The following is a 25,309-nucleotide window of genomic DNA, read 5'->3' as shown; positions in this document are numbered from 1 at the left end:
ACACAGGATTCCCTGACTTGACCGGAGCAGTGATGAAAAATCGCATCGACGTCTCACCTGAGCAGCCTTTCGGCATCACCGACGCAGGAACCCTGGACGATGTGGAGGGGTGGGTGACGTACAAGAACTTCTCGGAGATCATGGCGAACCCGGTCCCCGGAAACTACGACCTGCCGCACCTGCAAAAAATTCATCATCTGCTTTTCAGACAAATTTACCCGTGGGCCGGCAAGCTCAGGAACGCTCCCCGTGACTGGCCGATGGGGAAGATGGGGCCGGATATTCGGGCCTACCATCGGGGAAATCCGAACCCACCGGAGATACAACACCGCTATCTACCTGCCAACGAAATCGCTCACTACGGCAAGGTGGTTCTCGATCGACTGGCCGCAAAGAACTTCCTTCGTGGACTTGACCGGGACACATTTGTCGATGAACTGACGACGTGTTGGGCACGGACAAATATGGTCCATGTGTTTCGTGAAGGAAACACACGGGCGCAAACCGCCTTCTTTCGACAGCTCAGCGCAGATGCCGGCTACACACTCGATACCGACCGGTTCCGGCCCGTCGACGTGGAAGTCACGCGCGACAATCCGGGGATCGGGAACCTCCGCGACAAGTTCGTGTGGGGCCGATTCGAATACATGCAAACCGGCGAATTGACCTTGCTGCGCGAAGCACTCGATGCTGCCGTGGTCGCGACACCGACCACCGATCCAACGCCGGTGGGTATGGATCACGCCTATGACTTGAGCGCGTTGCGTGCGGTTTCGTCGGGTCATCCGCGATCGGTGGGTCGTTTGCTCACGGGTGAATCGGAATCCGACAATGCCGCTAGTCTTCCGACACAACCCAAAAATTTTCGGTCTCTCGACTCGGGCTACGAACGGTAAGAACTCTCAAAAGAGCGTGTCCTGGCCTTTGCCTGGATCGGTCTTTGCGCGAAACAATGCCTTCTCGTCGTATCCAAACCGAAGCGCATTGCGGATGGCAACAGAGCGGTCGTAGCGGGGCCGGCCACTACCGTCGAGCAGCCGGTGGCCCGATAGACGGCCGAGCGCAATTGCAAAACGCACGTTCTCCGAATAGGTCGACTTCACCAGATGTTCCGACCCAACGCGCACACATAGAGGCTCGTTGCATTTGTGTTCACAGACCACACCATCGTCCAGAATCCCATGCACCATTTCAACCGAGAACCGATGAGCGAGGACGGTACGTTGCCGGTTGTTGCGTTGGTAATTAAAGCGACCGTAACCATCAGGAGCACTGATGGCTCCGGTCCAAAACCAGCATGTCGGGGTCTTCACTACCTTCGACCAGAACAGCGCAATGTGTGTCGCAGTCGGCGTCAACGTTGCGTCGACGAACCGATGCTTTCGTGCCGAAGCAGGTTGGTCTTCGACGGTGTTGTGGCCGGAGGAAGGATCCTCCGGCCACAATCCCGCCTCGGAGTCCTCGGTCACCGATCAGTCTCCGACACCACTGTGCCGCCGATCAGGACGACCTACCGTCAGCGCCAGAGTTGGACGTGGACGGCGAACTTTTCTCATCGACGGCCGTCGTGTCCGCAGGCGCTTCGAGATGAGGCGTAACCGAAATTCCGGCCTTCTCAAGTTCGGACTTTGAGGACTCGATCAGATTCTTTGCTTCCTTCAATCCGACACCCAGCACGGTCCCAAGGTCAGAATTGGAGCCCTCGAACGAGAATCGCACGATCGCTTCCGCGTACTCGAGCATCAGAGCATTTTCGGAGGAGCTCTGGTCGTTCTGGAGCGCTTCGATCTTTGCCTTCGTCTCAGCCTTGGTCTGCTCGATCTTTGCCGTGGTGTCTGCCTTCAGCTTCTCGATCTTCTTCTCCAGCCCCGTAGTAAGAGATTCGATCTTCCGCTCGCCGGCCACAGCTACCGAAGCTTGAGACTGTTCAAGTTTCCCCAGCTTCGCAGAAACCGCGTTCAGTGGCTCCGACAATTTTTCGATCATGTTCTGGTGAGCGATCGCTTGTTGGCGTGCCGCCTTGATGTTCTGGTCGACGTTGGCGAGGGTGTGCAGTCGGCGGGCGAGGGACGCGGACTTTTCTGATGAGGTGACCATGCTCCGGAGTCTATCGGCTCACGGCCGGTGCGGTGGGCATTGAGAGGCGCATCGAAAATCAGAGAAGAGGCCCGACCGTTTTCGGAGCGAAGTGTGAAAAATCGCTGACGTCTCGGCCACTCATCACCACCAGATGCCTAACACTCGCCATCGGCGACAGAAATCAAGTCCTACGGACTTGGAAACAGCAGAGTCCTACGGACTCCCAAACGCCCTTGACCTCCGGTCAAGGGCAAAATCTGTACACACCTCTTGCACTAAAGTGCGAACGGGACGTTCGGCATGGCAGAATGATCCAAATGATGACCATCCACAAGCTTCAGGCTGGGGATGGTTACGTGTATCTGACGAAGCACGTAGCAAAGGGCGATGCGACGGAATCGCTGAAAGCGGACGCCACGAGCTACTACGTGAAGAAGGGAACCCCGCCTGGACAGTGGTGGGGGAAGGCCGCCGAGATGGTTGGTGTCGCCGTCGGAGACGAGGTCACCGAGTCGGCCATGCGATCGACGTTCGGTCAGGCCCGAACTCCTGACGCCGTGGATACGAAGCCGGCGAATAATGCTCCCGTTTCCGATCATCTGGACTGGTCTGCGCGCACTGCGTTAGGGCGTGCTTTCGCTCGCTTCGAGCCGATGGAGTACATCGGAGACGTCGAGGACCGCTGCATCGCCTACAAGAGTGCGAACGGTGAGTATCCGAAAACTGAGGCCAAGAACGAGATCAAGTTCGAGGTCGCTCGGGAACATCTGCTGCGAGAAAGAGGTGCACGGTCGGAGCTGCTTTCCGAGGCGGAGGTAATGACATTCATTGCCGATACTTATCGGAAAGTGCGCCAGCCTGTCGCCGGATACGACCTGGTGTTCACGCCGATGAAGTCCATTTCCCTGCTCTGGGCGTTGGGCGATCCTCGCGTCAAAGCAGCGATCGAAGCGGCGCACCGCCAGGCCGTCGACGAGACATTGGGGCACATCGAGGGCGACCTCACCTACACCCGGCGCGGCGAAGCCGGAGTGCGCCAGGTCAAGGCAGAAGGGCTGCTGGTAGCCCGCTTCGATCACTGGGACAACCGCGCCGGCGATCCGAATCTGCACACTCACTGCGCCGTCCTCAACCGCGTGTACGCAGAAGAGAAGTGGACGACGATCGACGGCCGGGTCTTCTACCGCGCCGCCGTGTCCGCGTCCGAGCGATACAACACACGCATCATCGACCTTGTCGCACGGGGCCTCGGAGTGAGCTTTGCGCCGCGAGCCGACACTCCACTGGGCAAGCAGCCGGTCTACGAAGTCGAAGGCATCCCGCTCTCGCTCATCGAAGAGTTTTCCCGCCGTCAGGCGATCGTCGACCGCCAGGAAGAATTGGCGCTCGAGTACAGCAGCCGACATGGCAAGAACCCGCCGAAGAAGGTCCAGTACGCACAGGCGCAGCAAGCTACGTTGGACACGCGCAACGCAAAAAACCCGCCCCGCTCGATGGACGAACTTCGTGCCGAATGGGACGAACGCGCCCGGTCGATCGTCGTCGATACCGACCCGGCCGAGATGGTGGAGCTCGCTCGAACCGGGGCCGACAACCGGCCGGTGTTCGGTGCGGACGATCTGGCAGAACTGGTCAGCGCAGTCGAGAGCGACCTCTCCCGCAAAGTCGGATCGTGGACGGTTTACACGTTGCGCGCCGAAGTGCAGCGGCACCTGCGAGCGTTCAGTTTCCTCGATGACGACTCGGTGAGCGGGTACGTCGACGCGGCAGTCGAAGAATTGGTCGCAAACCATTGCATCCCGATCAGCACCGAAATCTACAAAGCACCCGAGCAGTTGTCGGAGCAGATCGAAGGCGGGCTGGTTCGCCTGCATACCGTCGAGCGCACCACTATGCGCTACACGTCCGAGACGGTGAAGGCCGCCGAAGCATTGATGCGCGCAAAAGCCGAAACCGACAACGACTTGACCGTCGACGCCCGGATCATCCGACGCCAGATCAAGAAGATCGAGAAGGCCGTCCGGAAAGAGAAGAAGCTCGATGACTTCCAGTTGGGCGACGACCAGGTCGCCATGATCGAGCATTTCCTCACCGCCCGCAAAGACGTTGCAGTCGCCGTCGGCGCAGCCGGGGCCGGCAAGACCACCGCCGCAACAGTGATCGCTCGGGCCTGGGAACAGGTCCACGGCAAGGTCGTCGCACTCGGACCATCGGCACGAGCGGCAGAGGTGCTCGGTGAAGAAATTTCGGTGGAGGGCCGCACCATCGCGGACGTGCTCACCCGCGATCGACACGGCATCCCCACCGGCATCGACGCCGGCGATCTACTACTGGTAGACGAAGCCGGAATGGCATCGGCCCGCGACCTCGCGGACCTGACCCGCATCGCCACCGGCGCCGGAGCCGTCGTTCGTTTGTTGGGCGATCATCAGCAGTTGGCATCCGTGGAGTCCGGTGGCGTCCTGCGCGATCTGGCCGAGCGCACCGACGCACCGTTCCTGTCGAAGGTGCACCGTTTCAAGACCGAAGGCGAAGCTGCCGCAAGCTTGCTGATGCGCCAAGGTGAGGTATCGGCACTCGACTGGTACGAACAGAAGAACCGCATTGTCGCGGGGATGAAGCACGAACTGCCCGACGTGGTTTTCGCCGCCTACGTCACCGACATCGAGAATGACCAGGAAGCATTGATGGTCGCCCCGACGAACGATCTGGTGCGCGAACTCAACGTCAAGGCCGCGGCCTACTACCGCGACAACGGCACGGTTTCCGGTCGCGGCGTCGTTCTCTCCGACGGACTCGAAGCCGCCGTCGGCGACATCGTTGTCACCCGCAAGAACAACAGCAAGTACATGGCCAAGGACATCGACGGCCAGACGACAGGCCGCGTCAAGAACGGTGATCTGTGGAACGTCGTCGAGGTCGGTGTCGACGGATCACTGCGCATCGAGAACCGCACCAGCGGCGGTCGCGTCGTCGTGGCAGCCGACTACATCGCGGACAACGTCCAACTCGGATACGCCGCGACGGTGCACCGAAGCCAGGGCATGACTGTCGGCTCGTGCCACGTCCTCACCGATTCCGGAATGAACCGTCAAGGGTTCTACGTCGCGATGACCCGCGGCAAGAACGCCAACATCGCCTACGCCGCGAACGACGAACTTCCCGACTGGGATTTCGAGCACCTTCCCGACGATCACCCCGGCGCCCGCGGGGTCCTCGAAGGGATCATGGCCCGCGACGGATCGCAACGCACCGTCCACCAGATGATCGAAGACGAGCAGGCCCGCGCCGGTTCGTTCGACGCCCTCAAAGAGTCCTACCTTGCAGCCGTCGGCGCACTCTACGAGGAGTACACCGCCAGCTTGCTCAACGAGATTCTTACGGACAAGCAGTTCACCTGGGTACACACGTTCGGCGGCTGGGACCAAATTGTCGAGGTCGTGGCGCAAGCGGAAACCTTCGGTTGGGACACCCGCCAACTCCTCACCGACGCGATCACTGTCATGCGCGCCGAAGGTAAGGCCGGCAACCTCAACCTCGAAGACAACGCACCCGGCAAGGTCATGGCCACAGCACTCAAAGCCGCGACAGAACCGGCAGTCCTGCCGCGCCGCCGAAACGACGTCATGGCCCGGTACCGGGTGCCGAACCTGTCCGATGCCGCAGCCGCGCAGGACACAATCCTCACCGCCTACGCGCACCAACACGCCCGTCAGATGCACGCATTCGTCGACACCTACACCGAGAGCGCAATCGCTGACGGTGCTCCGTGGGTGACGGCGCTCGGGCAGCCCGGAACGGATCCGCGCAAGCAAGCACTGTTCGAGACCACTGCCCGCGAGGTCGCGATCTCCCGGATTCTCGTCGATGCGCCGGACACGGTGAACAGTCCCGTCCGCTTCCTGAGCGAAACGCGGGCTGAAGCGGTGAAGACAATGATCGAGCAGATCACGACCGCACCGGAAGCGAAGAGTGTGTACGCAACGCTCGGTAGCGACGATTTGCGTGCCGCGGTGGCGGGCGCGAAGCGCCGCATCTCCGACACCCGGCAGATGCTCGGCATGGCGAAGTACGAGCTTGCCCGCGCCACCGGCGAATCGAACCTCAGCGACGTCGACGCCGCGGCCACCCAAGTAGCCGCCGACGAGCGCAAGATCCAGGCAGCGAAGACAGCTCGGACACAGTTCGAGCAGATTCAGCGTGACCCGAACGCCACACCGCAACAAGTCGACGACGCTCGTACGGCGAAGAACGCGGCCGAGGCCGCAGCACCCGCCGAGGTTCGGTGGGGCGCGATCGAACGATCCGTCGCCCACAATCGTGCGCAGCAGAGTCGTCGAGACCGCGCAGCCGATCGAGACAACCAGGTGACAGGCAGACTCACCACCCAGATTGAGCACCTGGAGAAATCACTCCGCAGTGACAAAGAACGGCTCGCACTGCTCGAAGCCGAACAACGCGGCCGTACAGGCAGCACGGAACCCGCGCCGCGCATCCGACGGACTGACGGCCCAGAAACCGGCGCGACGATTGATCCCGCCGTCCACGGGCAAGAAACCGATCGCGGACCAGAAGTGTAGGACCGGCACCTAACCAACGATCCTCGCGACCAACGGCGAGGGGGGAACGAGGAGAAGAGAATGAGCGAAGCCCATTGGTCTGATCGCCCGAGTAATGAGCAGTCGACGACACCCGACCCGAGCAGCTGGGACGATGACTATCAGCCGCCTTCCGAACCGCCGCCCGACTATGGCGACGAGCCGACGGCCGACTATGGCCGCGATTGGGGAACGCGTGAATACGAGGAGGAGCATCGGTCGACGGGCGGGAAGATGGATCGAGCCCAACCTGACACGGCAGGGCTAAGGCCCCCGTCTCGCAGCCGCCGAGGTTTCGTACAAGCTCTCGACGACGTCAAGGTGTTCGGACGAGAGCCACGAGATTCCGCTGAACTCCAGAGCCGGGGGGCACGAGTACTGGACCGGGTCGTAGGCAAAGCCTTGGGTGAAACCGCCAATTCTGGCCAGTCGACAACACCGCAGCATCGACCTATTCCCCCTAAGACGAACCGTCCGGAGCCGATCAATAGCTGGGACAGGACTCCCACCGCGGGGACCGAGGGGGGTAGATCAGTCGATGCAGCGGATGCCGGTGCGCGTCGACAGGCCGCCGCGGATGAGGTGCAGCGAATAGAGGCTTTCCTGGTCGAAATCCAAGGACGGCGTAAGGCCGGTGAAACGGTTCCCGAGGCGCGGCCGATGGGATCGGTCTTTGGGGCATTCAAGGGATCCCCGATCAACCAGACCCGGATTCAGGTCCTGGCTGCGGCAGCCACCGCCAGACATCTGGAAGGGCCTGACTCGGAGAACGCGAGCAAGCTCAGCCAGCTGGTCGAAGACAACGCAGTTCGCTTACAAGCAATCCGGGACGAAGAACGTCACCGGGCAGGAATCGAACACGAAAAAAACGGAACACCGCAGGCCGAGATCGACGCCGAGGAAAAAACGCGGACCGAACAGGAAGCACGGGAAGACAAAAATGTCTTCAACGCGGCAGCAGCAGTTTCACTTGGATACGTCGCGGCGCAAGGGCTGCCAACGTATGAGCAACTCGCTGACCTGTCCGAAGCCCAGCTCGGGGCAGTGCCCGAAGAAATCGAAACGGCGGCCGACACCGATTCCGCTAGCCGATCGGGTCGGGGTGTAGCCGATGTACTCAGCGCAGCAGGCCGAGGACTCGCCCAGGCGGTTGGTCCTGTTGTCGGAGACGACGACGTTGCACCGAATCTGTCGCCAGTGAACGTGGCCCAACTCAACGAAGAGCTGGCGAGTATCGCCGCAAGCTTGGCGCCGGCGATGAAGGCAGCAATGTCGAGCCACCCGCGTTCGGTCAAGGAAATGCTGAACGTCGAGCAGACTCCGGACGAGAACTCTGCATTCTTCGAGAGCGAAGAAGAACTTGCCGCCGAGCTGGAGAAGGGGGTCGCCGAGCTGGAGAAGGGGGTCGGGGAGCAGTAGCGTCAGATCCGTTCACAAAGGTGTTAGTGCGGACCCTCAGGCTGATGGCGACCAAACCCAGCCTGGGGGTTTATCTATAGGTCAGGCGTCAGCGCAGAGGTATGCATGCGCGGCCACGGTCTGCTGCCGGTACTTTTCCCGCACGGCCTCCGGTTCCACTGGGGTCACGATGTACCCCTGCTTCTCAGCGCGGATGCTCGACTGATTCGACGCGTTAATGTCCCGGTTCGACATGATAAGTGCCGCCTCTTCTTCCGTGCGGCCCGAGCGCAGCAGTTCGCAGGCCTCGTAGCCCTCGTCGATGAACGGGCGCTTGGGAAGGAGTACGTCCCACTTGGAGGTGAAGAGCGCGTCTACGTAAGCGTCTTCGTCCGGCGGAGGAGGCGGATCCTCCCTGGATGCGAGAACCGTGCAAAGGCCTACGGCAAAGATCGCCGTGAACCCGAGGCCGATTACGCCTCGCTTCTGATCAGTCTTCACAGCTCCGCCTTGACTTGTACTGGGGGGGTCTTTTTTGAATGGATCCTACTCGAGTCCTCGAGTCCTCGAATGCTCGAATCCTAGAGGCCTAGAGTCCTCGAATCCTCGACTAGTCGATGTTCAGACGACGGTTCGGCTTCTTCGGCTCGGGCTCACGAGGACCATTGAGCAGGCGCGGAGCGATCAGCTCCTCGACGATCGCAGACACGGACGTACCTTCGGCGAGCGCCAACTGCTTGAGTTTCACGATCGTTGTCTTCGGTAGGTACAGGCCGATGGTGCCCATGATGTCTTTATTGCTCACGAAGGCCTCTGATGCCTTCTTGGGCACCTTTCATTCGTTCTGCTCCCGCTGGCGTGCCAGTTGTTCTTTCAGGGTCAGCTTCTCGGTCATAGTTCCTCCTCGAATGGCAGCTCTACTGCCGTCTCTCGTGCTTGGTCGATGTCGTAGCCGAAGTGCTCTCGGTCCCGACCCCCGAGAAGCAAGAGCTCCGAGCGCAGGAGCAAGAATGGGAACGCGACGTCTAGTCAGGGAAGACCGAAGAACGGGTCGCCACGTTGCCACTGGTCCGAGAAGGCTCTCGGACCAGGACGGGGAGGAAATCCTCTCCGTCAGGGCAGATGTGGCGACCCGTTTCTGATCGCAGAGGTCAGTGTAGGAGGAAGGTCCGACAGTGATGAAGGTATTGGTTTCCCCAAGCGCGAAAGACACCGTAGGGCTGCGGGTGGGCTGTGCAGTCCCGTTTCAGGTTGTTCTATTCAGTTGGCGGCAACCTACTTAGGGTTGTCGATGAGTTTGTCGCGCACGAAGTCGACACAGTATGTAGCCGTGGCTGCGCCAACGACTGAGCCCGCTTGTCTCGGACTGAGCGCGTCGTTCTCGCTTTGGAGTTCCATAGCGAGAGAGATCAGGTTCTTCCCGCCTTCGATTGCGTCACAGACTTCGCGGCCGAGGTCGACCAGCTTGTCGTCTGACATCGCGATATCTTCACCTTTGAGGGATTCAAGATATGTGGCGTCGTCGCTAGACGAGGTAGCACTCGTCGAACAGGCAGTGAGGGCTGCACCGATTGCGAGTGCTGCGAGAACGGTTTTTGTGTGATTCACGGATGACAGTGTGCTCGATCCGGCCGGTCGGTAGGTAATACCGTTAGGGGGTAGTGGCACGCGTAAAAGTTATGCACACCCCCAGTTGAGATTTTTTGCCAGACTCTGTTTCAGTGTGCGCATGATGCCCGTGACAAGAATTGCGCTATGCACGCTAATCGGTTGTGCCGTCGCCTTGACCTCGACGCTTTCGCGCAGTCGCGACCGGCCTGAGACCCGTGATGTCATCATTGGATTCGTTGGGGCTTTCGTCGCTGCGATAGCCCTTGGAGTTGACTAACTTGACAGGTCATCGCTGTCTTCTTCGGTTTCGCCAGAAAGGAAGTTCCGCAAAAACTTGAGCTGTTCCAGGATCTCGTCGTAAGTAACAATCTTCACGCTTCGCGAGTTCGCTCGATACATCTCGAAGGATTTTTGCTTGTCAGGGTGATCCAACGATGCGGTGCGCCCGGCGATAACGAAGCACTGCACCGCGTATGCCTCCAGATCCGACCTCGAAGAAAATCGCAGCTGCGCGAAGCTGGTCATTAGTTGATATGCCTGGTCCATCACCTGAGTTACTGCGCCAGCAAGGTCATTGGACGGGCGGAAGACACCCCCGCGATATTTCTTTGGGGCGAGTAGCGGAGTCGACGGTCGCTTGAGCTCTACCAGCGCAGCATTGTTGGTCATCGGGTTCTTATAGAGGAAGTCGGCAATCTTGCCGCCGCTGCCCGAAAACCCGACACCACCGACAGACGCAGTCGACTGAAAACTGACCATCGGAGTGCCAAATACCTGCTGAAGCGCAAAGACGTTATTGTCGAAAAAAATCTGCCAATCCAACTCAACCGTACTACCGGCCAAAGACTCCTCATAGGCTTCAATGAGACGATCGAGGTTTACTAGTTCGACGTCACGATGGAGTTTCAGAAACGCCTCGGGCCGGGTCCGCGCCAGTGCAGTGGACTCCGCTGCGAAGGTCTCGATCAGCTCGTCCTGCTCGCCTTCGGTCAGCTCCGTGACACCATCCGCCGCCTTGGTTAGTATTTTTGTCACCGGGTGGCGGCCGAGGCTGTACACCATCGGCTCGAGCTCCAGAGCGGAAGCCAGTGCGTTGTGAACGAATGCATCTTTGACCCGCGCAGCCCCGTCGGTGCCACGTCTGGTGATCCGCTGGATCTCCATATAGATCGCATCAAATGTCTCTAGCCCCAGCAACATGCGTTTTCCGTCCACTGCGATGGTGTCCCCACCGGTGAACGAGAGTTCCTCGCACTCAGTGTGCTCTTCGATCAGGCGCACGAGTCGGTTGCAGTCCTTGAGTAGCCCCAGGCCATATTCGTAATCTTTGACGAATCCGCGGGGCAACATCTCGGCGAGAATTTCTCCCAGATCGGCATCTTCAAATTCCCCGGGCACGTCTAGCGTCAATGTGCGAATCTGCTCGTACTTCGGACCCAGGAAGTCTTCGGTGTCATCTAGCGTGTTGGTCGGGAATATGCGCAGCACCGAATTCTCTGGAGATTCCCGCGTGAGGTTAAGTATCCGCACCTCGCGGCTAGGGCTCGAATCTTTACCAGGCTTTGGGACCGTAACTAAGAATCCGTCGAGGTCACCGTCGACATGTCGTTCATCAAGTTTGCTCTTGCCGTCCTGGTCTGCTCCGAATCTCACAAAGCCAGTATCCCATTGACTCGCTGTCAGAAATCTGAGGCGCTTCTAAGTGCTAGGAATAATCGAGAATCCAAATCATTGGGGCTTCACGCGAAGGACGGCGGCGGGGTGAAATCATCGGGCCACTGAGTTGACAGATTGTAAGTAATCTTCTTCATCCCAACGCCAGTCAAGTCTGTGTGGGTCAGGTTCGCACCGGCCACGTTCGCGTCGGTCAGGAACGCTCGCGTCAAGTTTGAGTAGGTCAGGTCTGCTTCGGTCATATCCGCGCCAACCAGGAATGTACTGGTCAGATCTGCGTTTCTCAGTTTCGCGTTGGTCATGTTAGTGTCACGCATTTTCGCGCGGAACATTTTCGCGTTGCTCAGGTTCGCGTCCGTCAGGTTCGCGTCGTTTAGGTTCGCGTCGGTCAGGTTCGCTCCGAACAGACTTCCACAGGTCAGGTTTGCGGCGGTCAAATTCGCGTTGCTCAAATTCGCGGCGAACAGGTTCGCATCGGTCAGATTTGCTTCGACAAGGAATGCCCTCGTCAGGTTCGCGCTGCTCAAATTCGCATCGGTCAGGTCTGCGTCGGTCAGGTCTGCACTGGTCAATTGCGCTCGACCCAAGTTTGCGCGGAACAGGTTCGTGCGAGTCAGGTTTGCGTTGGTCAGGTTCGCGTGGATTAGGTTCGCGTGGCTCAGGTGCGCGTCGGTGAAGTTCGCGCCAGACAGGTTCGCGCCAGATAGGTCGAATGCACAGCCTGTCCACTGATCTTTGCTTCTGGTTCTTGCTCTAATCGAGTTGACGATCGCCGCTCGTACGTGTTGCTCTTCACGATCGTTGTCAGTAGAAGGTCGACGAGGCGCGGGGCGTAGTCGATCGTGGCCGGCGAGGGAACGACGGGCTGGTTTTAACCTGGGTGGGGGCGTCAATTCTGGCGTTGGCGCACCCGGTAGTGACCGGGTGGTGCGGAGATACGCGCAGAGAAGATCGATACAGACTTGTCGTTCGTCGTCGTTGCCGAAGTCGTGCCAATCGTCGGCTAGGGACGCGAGGGCGTAAACACCGGCGAGTCGGATTGCGGCGGAGTCGTGTCCGAGTTGTTCAGCCACGGTGGTGTACCGATCACGTAGACCGCTGCTCTGCTCGAGCAAGTGCGTGGCCTCGGTGGATACTTGCTTGCGATAGGCGAGAAACGCGGCGCCACCCAACCCGATGATGCCCACGAGTGTGACCGTGGTTCTGGCGGCGTTGAACCATTGATCGCCGGTCAGGTAGAACCCGTCTTGCCACACCCATAAACTGGCTTGAAGTCGTGCGAAAGTCAGAAGCACTGCAGCGCCCACAACAGTTGTCGCTACAGTGCCCAAAACTACCCATAGGCGCAGAGTGGCTGGTCGAATACGCGCCACGCTGCCATTTCTCGCACGTTTCATATCGTCATCATCTACTGCCCCGGGCGCAGACAGTGCGACAGACGCATAGAACCCTCACGAGGGTTTCAGTCGCTGTCGGTCTCGTTGCCTGAACTCAGGATTGCGTCACGTAGAAGTGGCGGCACTGCTTCAGCTTTCATTTGAGGGAAGCCAGACCACGAACCGTCGTCCTTCGCCAACGCCATTGGCCCGTCCTGGCCGTCGAAGATGACCCGAATATGCGGTTCGAGGTGGTGAATCCACCAGGAGGACATAGCCGAGAGTTTCTCTGATGCCCGCGCTTCTTCCCAGGCGTAGTGCAGAGCGGTGAGCCGGCCGACAACTTCTGGGTAGAGCCACCACCGTTGATCCCAGGCCAAACCTTCGCCAGCCTCAGGGTTGATCCTTCGGCGAATGACCTGCGCAAAGAACCCGTCGACCCACCCGAAAACGTCCGCGTACATTGGTTCGATCTCTTCGGCTTCGGGTTCTGTCTCGTTCTCAGGTTCCGCTTCTGTCTCCGGTTCGGGTTCTGTTTCGGGTTCGGGTTCCCATTCGGGTTCTGTCTCGGCTGCGTCTGCATACTCAGCATCTGAATTGTCGCTCTCGACGGTTGGGTCGTCGGCGTAGGTGTCGTAGTTGTACGGATTCTCGTATCCGGTTTCGTCGTTGGTTGCCCAGTCGTCTTCGGTTCCCACGCTCACCATCACTTTGTCCCTTCGGAGAAGAATTCAGACCCGAATATGTCGTCGATCTGGGAAGTCGTAGCAGCAGAGGCAGTTTCGATGCGGCGAATGGGAACATCAATGACAACGGAGTCTGCGAAGTCATCAGGTTCCGCCAGGTGCGGCGCAGGCGCATACCCGTCGTCGAGCATCGGCTCATCGGAGATTGCTACAGGTAGAGGTCGATCTGAGATTCCGACAGGCAGAGCCTTTTGTTCGACACGATCGGTGCCGGCGTCGCACTCAGCGATGGAGCGGTTGATGTCGGCGGCAAACGGTGTCGAGGACCAGTAGTTCTTGCGTACGAGCAACGGCTTGCTACCGGCCAGAGTGATGATCGCCCGCGTACGAGGAAGAGCTTTCAAGTTGTCGGGTTCGAGGATCTTTTCCTTCTGCCACGACTGCGTGATGCTCGACTGGCCACTGGAGAAGAATCCGGCACTCTTGTTGCGCGACTCGGTCTGAACATGATGATCACCGATCGCATTGGAGAGTGAGTTGATGTAGTTGTCGTCATCGACGTTGCCGCCGTACCAAACCATGTTGCAGGCATCCTTCATTGCGTCGAACTTCGTCTCGCCCCAGACACCTTTGGCCTGCGAGGGTGACTGCAAGATCGTGATGAGGATGATCCCGCGGCTACCGAAGTGGCTGTACCAGGCCGGGAGCTGCTGAAGCTTGCAAATATTGGCGGCTTCGTCGAGGACCGCAACGAGCGGGATCGGCATCCTTCCATTGGCTTGGCTGGCGCCGTACATCTGCGCGGCGTCACCGATCGCGCCGATCAATGCCGTCGTCAGCGCCGATGCGGATCCTGGTCCTTCCATGCTCATGGCATAGACGGTGTCGGTGGTTCGTACAAAATGCTCAGCGTTGAACTCGGGAAGTTCGTGGACGACGCGATCAGGATCGATCGTGATTTCGCCGTGACCGTTTATGCCAATTTTGAGTCGGGTGTTCGGAAGGATCGCTTCCTCATACCGGGGTTCATCCAACGGTGCGAGGAATCGACGGGCCATGTCGTAGAAGCCGTCACGCTGTTTGGCATTGACGTTCTGCTTGCTGCGCATTGCGTTCGCGAGGTCGCGGTAGCCGTTCGCGGCAAGAATCTCCACAGGAATCTGTGACTGGGTCGCACGTAGCCAGTCGACGACATGGCGCATATCGCCGCCGACCAAGGCAGCTGCGAGAACGTACGAACCAAAGAGGTCGCGGGCTGCACCGTCGAAGTAGGCATCGACTTTGGCGCTTTCGTCGGTCGCGGCCGAGATGAAGTAGTCGCATACAACTCTGGCGGTCGGCAGGTCATGGACCGGGCGAAGAGGGTTGAACCAGAAGGTCGCTCGTTCACGCGGGTTGCCGGTGGTCACGCCTTGAAGGTCGAAGAGCCACACACTGCCCATCTGCTTACGCAGGTAGAGCGTGTGGGTGTAAATATCCTTCTTGTTAGACGTGCCGATCGCTGCGCCAGGTGCGTAGCACATGGCTGGAATCGCCAGTGCCGCAGACTTACCCATGCGAGCGCCGGCAATCGCGATGCAGACCCATTCCCAAGGCATCCGGACCTCGAGGTTACGTTTGACCGAGTGGCCCATGACAATGCCGCCGTAACCGGGGTGGGATTGGCTGATTGCCGGAGCGAGCCTTGCTGTGGTCTTGGCAAGCTCGAGGGGATTGGTTTCTTCGATGTCGCGAGGATCGGTCATGCTTTCGGCGAATTGGTCGATCCGTTGCTCAACTCTTTTTTCTTGAACTTTCTCGAAGTAGCCATTCTTCTTGAGCGCCCACAGCACACCGAGTGCGAGGGCGACTAGAGCGAGAATCATGACCAGGAGAATGACGGTGGCGGCCAGGGGCCAGCTCCGCTTCCCCGTAGCGACGGAGAGAATCAGCCCGATCGGGTTCCACCCTGCTGCTTCACCGCCGCCCAGGTTGTAGGCGATGACAGGTAGAAACGATGCCGGGATCGCGACGGCGATTCCCTTGAGGATCATCATGTCTTTGTCCGAACTGATACCGGGACGATCACGCCGCATCTGTGACATGGTCAATTCTCCTTACTGGTAGCGGAAATCGGTCAGGCGCCACCCGTCATCGGTGCGGGTAACGGTGGTGCGCCAAGTCTCGGCAGCGCGGTTGGTGCTCGATCCGGTTGCGTGAAGGACTGTTTGACGGCAGCTCACGTCGATCACGACGGTCCGCATTCCGGTCGGGGCAGCCGGTGTACTGTCTGCGCGCGCACATGAAGCGGTCAGAGCATCGCCAGATGCTTTCCACGCCAACCATTCCGAGTCCGGACGCACCCCGGACTCCGTACTGCCGCTGCTGTCGACCGTCGTCAACAGATCACCGCCGAGCCAAGGCCGAGCTCTCACGAGAGCGTCGGATTTGCTGGTATCAACGGCTGGTTGCCACGACAAGATCGCCTGCATTGCGGTTGTCGCCGTGGCAGCGGCATCGAGTTCAGCGGGATTGGCAGGGTCGATCGCCGTATGGTCGTCGGACCCGGTGGACGCATGATCGTCTGAACTGTCGCCGGAGGAGCCGCACCCTGCGAGAACGAACGACGCTGACAGTAGGCCCGCGACGAAATACTTGCTCGAAGAGCGCATGGCGCCCGCTTCCTTAGTCATTGCATCCACCTGTTGTCTCTACTTCTGATCGATGAGCGGTCGGTCGGTTCGTTCGTTCTTCGGGCTTCTGGATTGCATGGACCGCATCAATGAAGCATATGTGAAGACCTCTCTAAATATATAGTTGTCAGTCATTGATCGCACGAAACTTCGCTTCGTTGGCGATGATCTTGTCTGCGTACGGCCTGGTCTGGACGATGTAGTCGTTGTGGCTGGTGGGGAAGCCACCTTCTCGCAGAACCGATCCTTCGCCGGCGTTGTATCCCGCCAGATAGAGCTCGGTCGGCCCGTTCGGGGCCTTCACCGATCCGTCGGCGATCGCAGCATCGATCGTCTTTGCGATGGTGCACATGTAGTCGCCTTGTGCCATCACCGCATCGCCGATGCTGTTGATGTTGATCAGGCCGTCGCCGTCATAGTCCTTGCCATAGGTAGCCCACGTTCCTGGCATGAACTGGGCAGGCCCACCGGCACCGGTGTTCGAGACAGGGGCGTTAGCCCCGTACTGGAAGCCGTTTTCGGCTTCGAGCTGGGCCGCGAGCAGCGACGGCTTGATCTGCGGGCACATCGCCCCTGCGCGCTCGAGCCATTCTGCGAACTCGGCAGGAACAGAACCGGCAGCGAGCGAGTCGCCCAATCCGGTTCCGGAAATGTCGCAACCCTTGGCCATACTCGTCGCCTGACCGCTGCCCCCGGGGAGAGATCCCCACTGCATCGAACCTTCGTCGAAGCCGCCACCGTTGACGGTGACGTGAACGTGGTTGAAGTGATTCTCGTTGTCGCTGCCACGGTCATCCATGACGTTCGGCGTCCCGCCCACGGGATAGTACGTCTGACGCCAAATCGCGTAGTCGACATTGAAGAACGCGGCATTCGCCATGACGTAATTCAGGACTTCGTCACCGAGGGCAACACCCGTTCCGGAGCTGTAATCCGGGATCATGACGTCGACGGCCTGGCCGCTCGGATGATCGGTGAAGCCGCCGCCGTCGGCGCGCCACCCACCGAGGCTGTCCAACCGATCCCCGAATTGCAGGTGCAAGGCACGGATCAGTTTCTTGGTGTTGACCTGCATGTTCTGCTCGGACCCCGCGGAAGCGGGAAGGGCCTGGGCAAGGTCGGCGGCGGGAGGAGTTCCCGGAGCGGCCGGCGCAGGAGCCGAGCGCGCCGGGGAGTCCTTGCTCTCACCCGGTGCGGGTGAAGCATCGTACTGGGCTTGCGGATCAACAGCTGCCCCGCCGAAACGTCCACCCGGCCACGTTTCCCAATGCAGATGAGGACCAGTCGACTCACCCTTGTTGCCGATAGTGGCGATCTGCTGACCAGCACGAACCTGCTGGCCAGCTTCGACGACGTAGGTGTCGACGTGGCCGTACACGGTCGAGTAGAGCTGACCGTCGATGACGTGATCGAGAACAACCCACTGCCCGAATCCGGAAGCTTCCCCGGCGCGGGAAACCGTGCCGTCGGCGGCAGCGTAGATCGGAGTGCCGATCGGGCCGGCGAGGTCGATGCCCTGATGCTGGCTTCCCCACCGTTCACCGAACCCGGAAGTGAGCGTGACGGACGAGGGGTCGACGGGCTTGATGAACGAGCCGGGCGGGGCGATCAAATCCCCCGCACCGGGCGCAACTGCGCTCGATCCGGGCAGGCAGCTGGTGGCTGCCTTGTCTTCCTCATCCTGAAACAAAATCGTCAACAAGATGACAATCGACATCGGGACTCCGACCACCAGCGCGACCAGCCCGACGATCAGCCCGTTCTTCGAGTCCATTACTCAACCGCGCCGATGCACTGCTGCCCGGTGCGAGCAATCGCGCGCTGGTACAGCTCGGTGGCCGCAGCCAACTCCCGGCGCAACCGCTCGACTTCCTCCCACGTCGGCTGCTGCGCCCGCTGACCGGAGTCGTTGACCCAGGTCCGCACGGCCGAGAACGACACGTCGATCTGCGCGGACACGGCGCGGCACGCAGCCGTGAACGAGTCGCCGGCGTCCATGAATTTGAGGACTGTGGCAATCGCATCCTCACGAGTGGCATCATCGACGATGCGGTATCGGCGCCTGGTGCTCATCACGCAGCAGCCTCCGACGAGTTACCCTCTGCGTCAGCAGCGTTGGAGCTGCGGTCTGCGTCAGCAGCGTTGAGTCGGTTGTCGGTGGCGTGAATACCCGAGGCGTGTTCGGCCGGTGTCACCCACACCTTGAACGGCGTACCGGGACGTTTGCCCTCACCCAGCTTGAGCAAGAACTGACCGGTACCGGCGGCAAGCGGCTTCTTCTCCATGTTTTCTTCTGCGATACCGGCTTTCGCCGCAGCCTTACGCCGCCGTGCAGTCTTCTGGTCGATCGGCGAATTGAGATCAGCGGCATCCGACCAGCTCGTCAGCATCGCCTTCTCGGTCTCCGAGAATTGGATAACCTGCTCGAGACGGGCGACTTCCACAGACGGGATGGGGCCGATGATGCGGGCGCGGGAGCGCTCCACCATGCCCAACGCACCGGCCTTCTCCATTTCCTCGATCGAGTGGGTCACGAAGTTCATTCCGACGCCCATTGCTCGCTGGAGGCGCTGAACTGCGTCGATACGCGCTACGAGCATGGGGCCGAGCTGGAGAACCTGCCACAGCTCATCGAGATAGACGGAGAACGCAAGGTTGGGTCCCAGGCCCGCATCCGCGAGAACATGCGCTGCCTCGATGGTCGCGAACGCTTCGTTCCATCCCGACAGCAGAACGGCTGCTCGCATCAGGACGTCACCGGGCGGGACGCTGGACATGTCCAGGCAGATCGCCGGGGCGTTGACGTCGAGACGGACCGTGGACTGGCCGTTGAACAACTCACCGAAGCGGCCCTTGATCAGTGCCCGCAGGGTCCGTAGCAGCGGTTTGATCTGCTCTCGGTACTCCGCGGGGTCATCGGCGACGGCGTCCGCGAGTAGCTCGTCGTGATTGGACGTGATCAGCGCGATCAGATCGGTCAGGATCGCAGGGCGCTCGACGCTGAACCCCAAACCTCCATCAGCTGTGGAGGTATAGAGCAACCGAATAGCCGACGCGAGCAGGGTCTGCTCGAAATCCTTGAGTTCACTGCGGCGAACGATCTCGCACAGTGCCGCCGTCATGTTGAGTTGACGGGCGTGCAACGCGAACTCGGTCTGCTGACGAACGACCGGGTCTGTGAGCTGCTCCAACGCCGTACCGATCGGACCGGGATCAAGAGGATTGAGGCAACCGACGCCGTAGCCGACTTCACTGACCTGGCCGTCTACCTGTTCGGCGAGTACGCGGCCGTCCGGTTTGACGTCGCCGGGGAAGATCACGCGGGTGCCGGCGGCAATGTCGCCGAGTGCCATGCGGCGCAGCAGTGTCGACTTACCGAATCCGTTGAGCGCGCAGATGAAGCAGGACGGTGCGGTGATCGCCTTCGCCTTCCATGCGGCGATCGGGTCGAAGCACACTGCCGCACCGGTGGCGAGGTGCCGACCCAACGGAGTCCCCAGGATCGGCGAGTTCGCGCCGACGATCCAGGGGTAGAGGCCGGCGACCTGGATTGTGGTGCCGCGGTACTCCACCGGAGGCATGACGGTGGACATACGGCCACCACCAGGACCGCTGAACCCGCGTGAATCCAAATCGGGAACATCGCGGTCCGAGTCATCGGTGCGCGCCCGCTCGTTCTGCGCGATCGTTGCCCGAAGGCTGTACTGCCGCTTGACCAGTACGCCCAGCCACGCCTTTTTTATCTGGCCGGTTGCTGCTGCTTCGCGGGCTTCGAGAGCGGTCAGTTCCTCATTGGAGAGAGTCTTGATCGTGTTCGTTTTCTTGGAACCGGACTTGGCCACGGGGATGCTCCTAAGCGCTCAGGAAGGAGGGAATGGTGGTGTGCTCAGGCGCGATGACGCCGATGCCGAGGGAGGCCGCGAAAGCTGCGTCCTGCCACATCGACGAACGGCGCACCTGAAGTCGGCACTGAGTCGACAAGTCCCGCACCAGGGCGTCGACGCGGGGAACGTCGGCACTATCGGCAGGCTGGGTGACCGTGATGAGAATGCCGAACCGGGTCAGGCCGTGGCCACGAGCTTGTTCGGTAGTGCTCTGAAGTGTCGCCTGCACTTCGAGTTTGGCTTGCGCGGAGGCGATTCCGGTACGCGAAGTCAACCCGGCGAGAGCGTCCCGGTAGTCCCGGTCCACGATGTCGGTTGCCTCGGCCGCGGCATGGGGACGGTAGATGATCGCGACCCGCTTGATGGGCAGCGCCGCGTTCGGCTCGATCAAACGCTGGAGAACACGCTCGGTGACAGCACCTTTCGGTGCCTCCCGCATTTCCCAGGTAACTGACACCGCACCTTCGTGAACGAGTCGGTCCTTCTCGGTGATCGCAGCGCGAGGGCCGCAGTCAGCCCATTCCATCCCGGTGCCTTCGCCCGAGAACAGCGCTTTCTCGATGTTGACCAACGAGGAGGGATCGTAGGACCGGCGAACGAGTCCCATGATTTCGTCGGCGCTCATCGGGGTGGCCGGAACACCGGCGCGAGCAGCGGCAGCAGTGATCGAGGGAAGACGTCGAGCGATTTCCACAGCCTGCTCCGACGGGTCCTTCTTGCGCTCTGCGGTCTGCGCCGCGAAGGTGATCGAAATACGCGCGCCCAAGCGAACGCCACCCTTCGTCAAGCCGGTGGCCAGCTGGTACATCGAATCACGGGCAAGTTTCGGCGCATCGGCGCGAACATTCTGAGAGACCGTCTCGTACAACTCGATCCCGGTATCGGGAAGGGTCTCCACTACTGCCGCGATCGCGAGAATGTCCGATGTCTCACCCATCGCGGTGAGCATTTGCGACCAGTTGCCGACCGCCTGATTGATGGTGGACTGATCGAAGTTCTCCCCGCCTTGGGGGAAGGCGTCGAGCACCACTGTGTAGGCGTTGTTCTGCGCCATGTGGATCATCCCGAACGACCGGTTGTTGGCGTCGGTGCCTTCGTAAACTTCGGTGTCGGCGAGAACTCCAGGGAGCCGGTACCGGCCACCCGGGATGCGGGAAAAGGTGCCTGAGCTGTAGGTGTGCTCTCCGCGCTTGAGCGCTCGACGGAACTGGAACATGAGAATTGCCCTTTCGTATCCGCTTCGACCGTCCCGTTCGATGACCAACGGCACGAACGCAATGACTGTGATGACGCCGCAGAACAGTGCGACGACGAAACCGAATGCCAAACCGATGAACACAAGAAAAATGACTGCGCCGATGCCGAGCATGGTGGTGCCGAATGTTGCGCCGCCCATGCCGGTGGATCGGGGTTTACGCCACTGGCCGTAGGTGCGGTAATCGCTGGTACTCATCCTTGGAAACCTCCGTTGCTGGGTTCTGGTGCACCTGTCGCGGAGCCGGCGAAAGCCTCGGAGTTGTTCGAGCCGCCTGATGCTCCGGACGCACTGGGTGTGCCGTCCTCGCCGCCTTGCGGTGTTCCGCTCTGGCTGGCGGGAGTGCCGTCGATGCTGCCTTCCACGCCGCCGTTACCGCCGCTACCGCCGTCGTCGTTGCCGCCGCGTCCGAAAGATGGTGGTGCGGGCGTGGTCATGGCGCCGCTGGTAGCGCCTTCACCGCCCGCAGCTCCTGCGGCACCTGCGCCTCCGCCCGCCGCCCCTGCGCCGGCCGAGGCTCCACCGGTTGCGATCATGCCGCCGACTTTCATTCCTACTGCGGCTGCGCCTGCCGCCGCTGCCATGCCGCTACCGCCGCCGCCGACCGCGCCGACGGCCGGGACGATCAGACGCATCAGCGCAGGAAGGACCAACGCCGCTGAGCACAGCAAGAGAGCACCGACAATGGCCGTCAGTGCGCCGCCGTTCTCATCCCGCGACGGTGCGGACTGCATGAACAGCATCGCGGCGACGCCGATGACGAACGATCCGACGGGCTTGAACAGCAGGAACGCGAGCGTCCAGGCGACCATCTTCTCGTATGCCTGCGAGCCGATCTTGGTTCCACCAGCAGCACCCGCCATCGGCAGCGCCGCACAGACGATCACCAGCAGACCCGTCCGCATCAGGAGCAGGAACGCCAGGACCAAACCGCCGAACGCGCCGATTATCCCAACCAAGAACAGCAGAGCAGTGCCGCCAGGAGCTCCGTAGACGGCAACCTGAATCATCGCGTCCACCAATGCATCCGGGTCAGAGCCGACAGTGCCCTCGATGAACCAACGCGAGATGCTGTCGGACAATCTGGTTCCGAGAACGACGATGAAGCCGAGTGAGCCCGCGAGGACTGTCGCCCGTGCCAGTTGCTGAAATCCTTCGGTACTGGTGTCACGGATCGCGCCCGAGCGGGCCATAGCCAACCTGATACCCAGAAACATCAGGGACGTGGTCAGGAACGCGATCTGAATCCAGTACGTGTACTGGGTGATTTGGCCGAGAGTGGAGAGGAATGTGTTTTCGTCGAGGTTGGGGATATCGATCCACCAGCCGAGCGCGAACTTGAGGATCGCGACACCGGCTTCGCCGAAGTCCAGGCCCACAGACTGGAACGCGCCTGTGGCGACCGACTTCGCCGCGTCCTGTGCGGCCGTTGCGACTGCTCCTACGGCTTCGGTGCATTTGTTGGCGTCGTCAGTTATCCCGAGGGCATCTGTGGCCAAGTTGAGGGCGAGCAGTGGTGGAGCACAGGTGACGGCATTGCCAGCTGTTTCCCACCCTGACGGGGAGTCGTCCTGCGCTGTAGCTGGAGGTGCGATCAAGGTCATCGCCGCGAACGCGGCAATGAACAGGAGAAGGAGACGCGCACCAATGCCGGTCCTGTTGGTCACCACCATGATGTCCACCCGTCGGCGAAGTCGGGGACAACTTTCATGCTGGTGGTGCTGGCATCCCCAATTTTGAGAACCCAGCCCGTTCCGTCACGCCACACGAGATCTGTCCACGCGTCGCGGTTCTCGGTGCGGCCGTCTTTCATCTGGATCGTTGCGCCGAGGTGGACGCGGGCAAGGTCGTTGTTGTAGTTGACCTTGATCATCTCGAAAACGCCGTACGGGGAACTGTCAGGGTTTGCCCGCCCGACGCCCGCCGCGTTGTATTTGATCTGCTCTGCCAGCAGACCTTCGGTATCTTCCACCAGACCTGCATCTTTGAGCATCTCGATCCGGTTGTTGCCGGTAGCGAGATATCCAAAGTAGTGCACGGCAGCGAGGCCCGCGCCCTGCGGCGTACGAGCAAAACCGGTAGCGACACCGGAGTCGGAGAATCCGGTCGGGCCGTCCGACGTCGAGAACGGAACGATCATGTTTCCGTGGACACGTTGGAGCATGATCCCGGACGGCGCAGTAGCTGCGGAACGGTTTGCCGCAGGTGAGGACTGCGGCAGCGCCACACCACGCTCGTCGAGCGGCACGTAGACGACACGGCCGGCCGAGTCGAAGTAGGGGTCCAGCTCGAACTGCGTGTTCTGGACTTCGGTGATCGCTTGCGAGCCTTGATCACCGGCCGGAACGAGTGGTTCGTCGCCGCCGCGAAATGCGATGAACAAGCTGACCGCGATACCTATGACGGCGATGACGGCCACGATCGAGCCACCCATCAGCAGCCTGGTCGAGTGATCCTTCCCCGACGAATCTCCGGAAGGTACCGGGGCATCTATTTCCTGTTGCTCGCTCATTTGAGGGTTCCTTCCAGATCGACCATGCCTGCCGGAATGTCGGTCAATGCCGTTGCCGGGACCGCGCTTTGGGCGGTAGGCAGGTTCAGCTTCCAATCGGTGTCCGTCCAGACGACGGCGCTACGAGTAGAGGCGATCGAGTCGTCTGGGAAGCGTTGGACAACGTCGACCGCCGCAGCAGAGTCGTCGTAACTGGTAATGACATAGCCCAGGATCGACGGTGCGACAGCAGGATCGACGTCACCGTTCGACGAAATCAGTGCTCGGTTGACCGCGAACTCGTCGCGGCCTTCCCCGCTCACAGCAACACCCGCGAGCATCTTCGGCCACGACTGATCCGAAGCCGTCGAAAGCTGCACCGACTGGCCGATCGCGGCGAGAGCTGCGCCTTGCGGGGTGTGGGTGAACCCGCTGAACGGTTCCCCCGTTCCGCTCATCGGGCCGTCGGTCTTGCCGAGCGGAACGGAGATGCCGTTGATCGAGGACCAGCCGCTGATGGCGGGAACAGCGGTCAGCGATACTTCGGCGGTGCCGCCGGCGGGAGCGTCGGAGGAATCACCACAGCCCGCCGTCAGCAGCAGTGCCGCTGCGATCGTCATGCTTGCGAGTACACGCATTTTCTTTTACTTCTCCTCGAGGTGGGGGTATTTCCCCTCAATGTCCGACACGATGGTGGGAGGCGTCGGTTCGGTAGCGCCTCCCGGTGCTTGACCGGCATTGATGAGGACGGCTGCGACCGCAACCGAGGCTGCGCTGGCGATGATCCAACCGATGACCGCACCCAGAAATTCGGCTGCCGTTGGTGATTCGAGGCCAGGGTTGTGCTTGTGGTCCCAGGCCATGCGTGCGCCGACGAAGATGATCTTCGCGGTGCACACCACAGCGGCGAAACCGGCGATCCAACTGAGCAAGGTGCTGATGTCGCGGGCGATGTAGTCGGGAAGTTCGACGTACGCGAGAACGGTGGAGTTCATCCTTGTGCCGCCACTGCCGTCAACGCTGCAAGGGCGAGCGAGGCAACCAGGAGGAACGAACCGGAGAGCTGAGTGTGAAACAGTCGGGCGGTGTTGTCGGCGGTTCTACGCGAGTTGCCGGCGCGCACACTACGAACGAAGCTGGCGCCGATAACGATCATGGCCACCGCTGAACCAATCGCCATGGACAGCAGAAGCAACTGGAACATGAGGAGCATCGGGACGCTCGATGGTGGTGAAACGTCAGAGATGGCCATGAACGTCACCTAGCCCGCGACCGCGTTGAGAATCGCACTTGCGGACCCTGCGACGATGGCCCCGACGAGAGAACCGACCAGCATCTTCGGTGCATCGCTCTGACCTTGCGTCCACTTCTCCCACGCGAACTTGCCGCCCGAGAAGACCAACGCTGCGACGCACGCGAGCATCACTCCCCACAGCAGCCAGTTCAGAAGTTTGAGCAGGCCGTTCGCGCCGGGAGGAACCTCGGGCGAAATGTTGAACTCGACCGCGAGGATTGCGGTGTCGTGAATGGTTGCGAGCATGGAATGTCCTTTCGTGGAGGGGTGTTTCAGATTTCTGCGCCAGAC

Annotated in this window: 23 protein-coding genes; 3 read left to right on the top strand and 20 right to left on the bottom strand. The window is 60.7% G+C overall.

What is annotated here, in order from left to right:
- Positions 1-32 precede the first annotated feature (32 nt).
- A complete protein-coding gene (locus FEZ60_RS25135; protein WP_172937335.1) occupies positions 33-896 on the top strand; it encodes a Fic family protein in 864 nt (287 codons plus the stop codon).
- Between the two features lie 6 nt (positions 897-902).
- On the opposite strand, the gene FEZ60_RS25130 is transcribed toward FEZ60_RS25135, so the two are convergent.
- Positions 903-1,469, bottom strand: coding sequence for an HNH endonuclease (locus tag FEZ60_RS25130; RefSeq protein ID WP_172937334.1), 567 nt, complete (start codon positions 1,467-1,469; stop codon positions 903-905).
- Positions 1,470-1,500: 31 nt separating this feature from the next.
- Complete coding sequence (locus FEZ60_RS25125; RefSeq protein WP_172937333.1) at positions 1,501-2,097, bottom strand: hypothetical protein; 597 nt, start codon at positions 2,095-2,097, stop codon at positions 1,501-1,503.
- Between the two features lie 302 nt (positions 2,098-2,399).
- On the opposite strand from FEZ60_RS25125, the gene mobF reads away from it, so the two are divergent.
- Positions 2,400-6,659 carry a MobF family relaxase gene (mobF, locus tag FEZ60_RS25120; protein ID WP_242484823.1) on the top strand — a complete coding sequence of 1,420 codons (4,260 nt, stop codon included), beginning with the start codon at positions 2,400-2,402 and terminating at the stop codon, positions 6,657-6,659.
- Between the two features lie 678 nt (positions 6,660-7,337).
- The gene (locus tag FEZ60_RS25115; RefSeq protein WP_172937331.1) at positions 7,338-8,096 is read left to right on the top strand and encodes a hypothetical protein; all 759 of its coding nucleotides are present in this window, start codon (positions 7,338-7,340) and stop codon (positions 8,094-8,096) included.
- An 81-nt stretch (positions 8,097-8,177) separates the two neighbouring features.
- On the opposite strand, the gene FEZ60_RS25110 is transcribed toward FEZ60_RS25115, so the two are convergent.
- The 18 genes from FEZ60_RS25110 to FEZ60_RS25025 all read right to left on the bottom strand — a co-directional run bounded on the left by FEZ60_RS25110 (position 8,178) and on the right by FEZ60_RS25025 (position 25,264).
- Positions 8,178-8,576 (bottom strand): hypothetical protein, encoded by a 399-nt coding sequence (locus tag FEZ60_RS25110; RefSeq protein ID WP_172937330.1) that lies wholly within the window; start codon positions 8,574-8,576, stop codon positions 8,178-8,180.
- A gap of 109 nt (positions 8,577-8,685) precedes the next feature.
- A complete protein-coding gene (locus tag FEZ60_RS25105) occupies positions 8,686-8,880 on the bottom strand; it encodes a hypothetical protein (RefSeq protein ID WP_172937329.1) in 195 nt (64 codons plus the stop codon).
- 470 nt (positions 8,881-9,350) lie between these two features.
- Entirely contained in the window at positions 9,351-9,683 is a 333-nt protein-coding gene (locus tag FEZ60_RS32975; RefSeq protein WP_172937328.1) for a DUF732 domain-containing protein, read from the bottom strand.
- 276 nt (positions 9,684-9,959) lie between these two features.
- Positions 9,960-11,339: a Shedu anti-phage system protein SduA domain-containing protein gene (locus FEZ60_RS33180; protein WP_172937327.1), complete on the bottom strand. Its 1,380-nt coding sequence runs from the start codon at positions 11,337-11,339 to the stop codon at positions 9,960-9,962.
- 86 nt (positions 11,340-11,425) lie between these two features.
- A complete protein-coding gene (locus FEZ60_RS25090) occupies positions 11,426-12,547 on the bottom strand; it encodes a pentapeptide repeat-containing protein (protein WP_172937326.1) in 1,122 nt (373 codons plus the stop codon).
- A 275-nt stretch (positions 12,548-12,822) separates the two neighbouring features.
- Positions 12,823-13,443, bottom strand: a complete 621-nt coding sequence (locus FEZ60_RS25085) for a DUF4913 domain-containing protein (RefSeq protein ID WP_172937325.1) — start codon at positions 13,441-13,443, stop codon at positions 12,823-12,825.
- On the bottom strand, positions 13,443-15,506 hold the full coding sequence (locus FEZ60_RS25080) for a TraM recognition domain-containing protein (protein WP_242484820.1): 2,064 nt from the start codon (positions 15,504-15,506) through the stop codon (positions 13,443-13,445). Before FEZ60_RS25080 ends, FEZ60_RS25085 begins: the two co-directional genes overlap by 1 nt.
- Before the next feature lie 12 nt (positions 15,507-15,518).
- Complete coding sequence (locus FEZ60_RS25075) at positions 15,519-16,094, bottom strand: hypothetical protein (RefSeq protein ID WP_242484819.1); 576 nt, start codon at positions 16,092-16,094, stop codon at positions 15,519-15,521.
- 127 nt (positions 16,095-16,221) lie between these two features.
- Entirely contained in the window at positions 16,222-17,868 is a 1,647-nt protein-coding gene (locus FEZ60_RS25070; protein WP_172937324.1) for a M23 family metallopeptidase, read from the bottom strand.
- Positions 17,868-18,167 carry a hypothetical protein gene (locus tag FEZ60_RS25065; protein ID WP_172937323.1) on the bottom strand — a complete coding sequence of 100 codons (300 nt, stop codon included), beginning with the start codon at positions 18,165-18,167 and terminating at the stop codon, positions 17,868-17,870. The genes FEZ60_RS25070 and FEZ60_RS25065 overlap by 1 nt, the downstream gene beginning before the upstream one ends.
- The gene (locus FEZ60_RS25060; RefSeq protein WP_172937322.1) at positions 18,167-19,936 is read right to left on the bottom strand and encodes an ATP-binding protein; all 1,770 of its coding nucleotides are present in this window, start codon (positions 19,934-19,936) and stop codon (positions 18,167-18,169) included. The genes FEZ60_RS25065 and FEZ60_RS25060 overlap by 1 nt, the downstream gene beginning before the upstream one ends.
- 10 nt (positions 19,937-19,946) lie before the next feature.
- Entirely contained in the window at positions 19,947-21,431 is a 1,485-nt protein-coding gene (locus tag FEZ60_RS25055) for an SCO6880 family protein (protein ID WP_172937321.1), read from the bottom strand.
- Entirely contained in the window at positions 21,428-22,906 is a 1,479-nt protein-coding gene (locus FEZ60_RS25050; protein ID WP_172937320.1) for a hypothetical protein, read from the bottom strand. Before FEZ60_RS25050 ends, FEZ60_RS25055 begins: the two co-directional genes overlap by 4 nt.
- On the bottom strand, positions 22,897-23,745 hold the full coding sequence (locus tag FEZ60_RS25045) for a hypothetical protein (RefSeq protein WP_172937319.1): 849 nt from the start codon (positions 23,743-23,745) through the stop codon (positions 22,897-22,899). Before FEZ60_RS25045 ends, FEZ60_RS25050 begins: the two co-directional genes overlap by 10 nt.
- Entirely contained in the window at positions 23,742-24,362 is a 621-nt protein-coding gene (locus FEZ60_RS25040; protein WP_172937318.1) for a hypothetical protein, read from the bottom strand. The genes FEZ60_RS25045 and FEZ60_RS25040 overlap by 4 nt, the downstream gene beginning before the upstream one ends.
- Before the next feature lie 6 nt (positions 24,363-24,368).
- Complete coding sequence (locus tag FEZ60_RS25035) at positions 24,369-24,719, bottom strand: hypothetical protein (RefSeq protein ID WP_172937317.1); 351 nt, start codon at positions 24,717-24,719, stop codon at positions 24,369-24,371.
- Complete coding sequence (locus FEZ60_RS25030) at positions 24,716-24,976, bottom strand: hypothetical protein (RefSeq protein WP_172937316.1); 261 nt, start codon at positions 24,974-24,976, stop codon at positions 24,716-24,718. The genes FEZ60_RS25035 and FEZ60_RS25030 overlap by 4 nt, the downstream gene beginning before the upstream one ends.
- Positions 24,977-24,985: 9 nt before the next feature.
- Positions 24,986-25,264, bottom strand: coding sequence for a hypothetical protein (locus FEZ60_RS25025; protein ID WP_172937315.1), 279 nt, complete (start codon positions 25,262-25,264; stop codon positions 24,986-24,988).
- Between the last annotated feature and the right edge of the window lie 45 nt (positions 25,265-25,309).

Origin of the sequence: Rhodococcus sp. MS16, assembly GCF_013277795.1 — a bacterium.
GTDB classification, from domain to species: domain Bacteria; phylum Actinomycetota; class Actinomycetes; order Mycobacteriales; family Mycobacteriaceae; genus Rhodococcus_F; species Rhodococcus_F globerula.
This window is presented reverse-complemented; position numbering and strand designations above follow the sequence as displayed.

Coding starts and splice junctions, on each gene's coding strand:
- FEZ60_RS25135 (WP_172937335.1), top strand. CDS start 33: ATGAAAAATCGCATCGACGTCTCACCTGAGCAGCCTTTCGGCATCACC.
- FEZ60_RS25125 (WP_172937333.1), bottom strand. CDS start 2,097: ATGGTCACCTCATCAGAAAAGTCCGCGTCCCTCGCCCGCCGACTGCAC.
- mobF (WP_242484823.1), top strand. CDS start 2,400: ATGACCATCCACAAGCTTCAGGCTGGGGATGGTTACGTGTATCTGACG.
- FEZ60_RS25115 (WP_172937331.1), top strand. CDS start 7,338: ATGGGATCGGTCTTTGGGGCATTCAAGGGATCCCCGATCAACCAGACC.
- FEZ60_RS25085 (WP_172937325.1), bottom strand. CDS start 13,443: ATGGTGAGCGTGGGAACCGAAGACGACTGGGCAACCAACGACGAAACC.
- FEZ60_RS25080 (WP_242484820.1), bottom strand. CDS start 15,506: ATGTCACAGATGCGGCGTGATCGTCCCGGTATCAGTTCGGACAAAGAC.
- FEZ60_RS25075 (WP_242484819.1), bottom strand. CDS start 16,094: ATGACTAAGGAAGCGGGCGCCATGCGCTCTTCGAGCAAGTATTTCGTC.
- FEZ60_RS25070 (WP_172937324.1), bottom strand. CDS start 17,868: ATGGACTCGAAGAACGGGCTGATCGTCGGGCTGGTCGCGCTGGTGGTC.
- FEZ60_RS25065 (WP_172937323.1), bottom strand. CDS start 18,167: ATGAGCACCAGGCGCCGATACCGCATCGTCGATGATGCCACTCGTGAG.
- FEZ60_RS25055 (WP_172937321.1), bottom strand. CDS start 21,431: ATGAGTACCAGCGATTACCGCACCTACGGCCAGTGGCGTAAACCCCGA.
- FEZ60_RS25050 (WP_172937320.1), bottom strand. CDS start 22,906: ATGGTGGTGACCAACAGGACCGGCATTGGTGCGCGTCTCCTTCTCCTG.
- FEZ60_RS25045 (WP_172937319.1), bottom strand. CDS start 23,745: ATGAGCGAGCAACAGGAAATAGATGCCCCGGTACCTTCCGGAGATTCG.
- FEZ60_RS25040 (WP_172937318.1), bottom strand. CDS start 24,362: ATGCGTGTACTCGCAAGCATGACGATCGCAGCGGCACTGCTGCTGACG.
- FEZ60_RS25035 (WP_172937317.1), bottom strand. CDS start 24,719: ATGAACTCCACCGTTCTCGCGTACGTCGAACTTCCCGACTACATCGCC.
- FEZ60_RS25030 (WP_172937316.1), bottom strand. CDS start 24,976: ATGGCCATCTCTGACGTTTCACCACCATCGAGCGTCCCGATGCTCCTC.
- FEZ60_RS25025 (WP_172937315.1), bottom strand. CDS start 25,264: ATGCTCGCAACCATTCACGACACCGCAATCCTCGCGGTCGAGTTCAAC.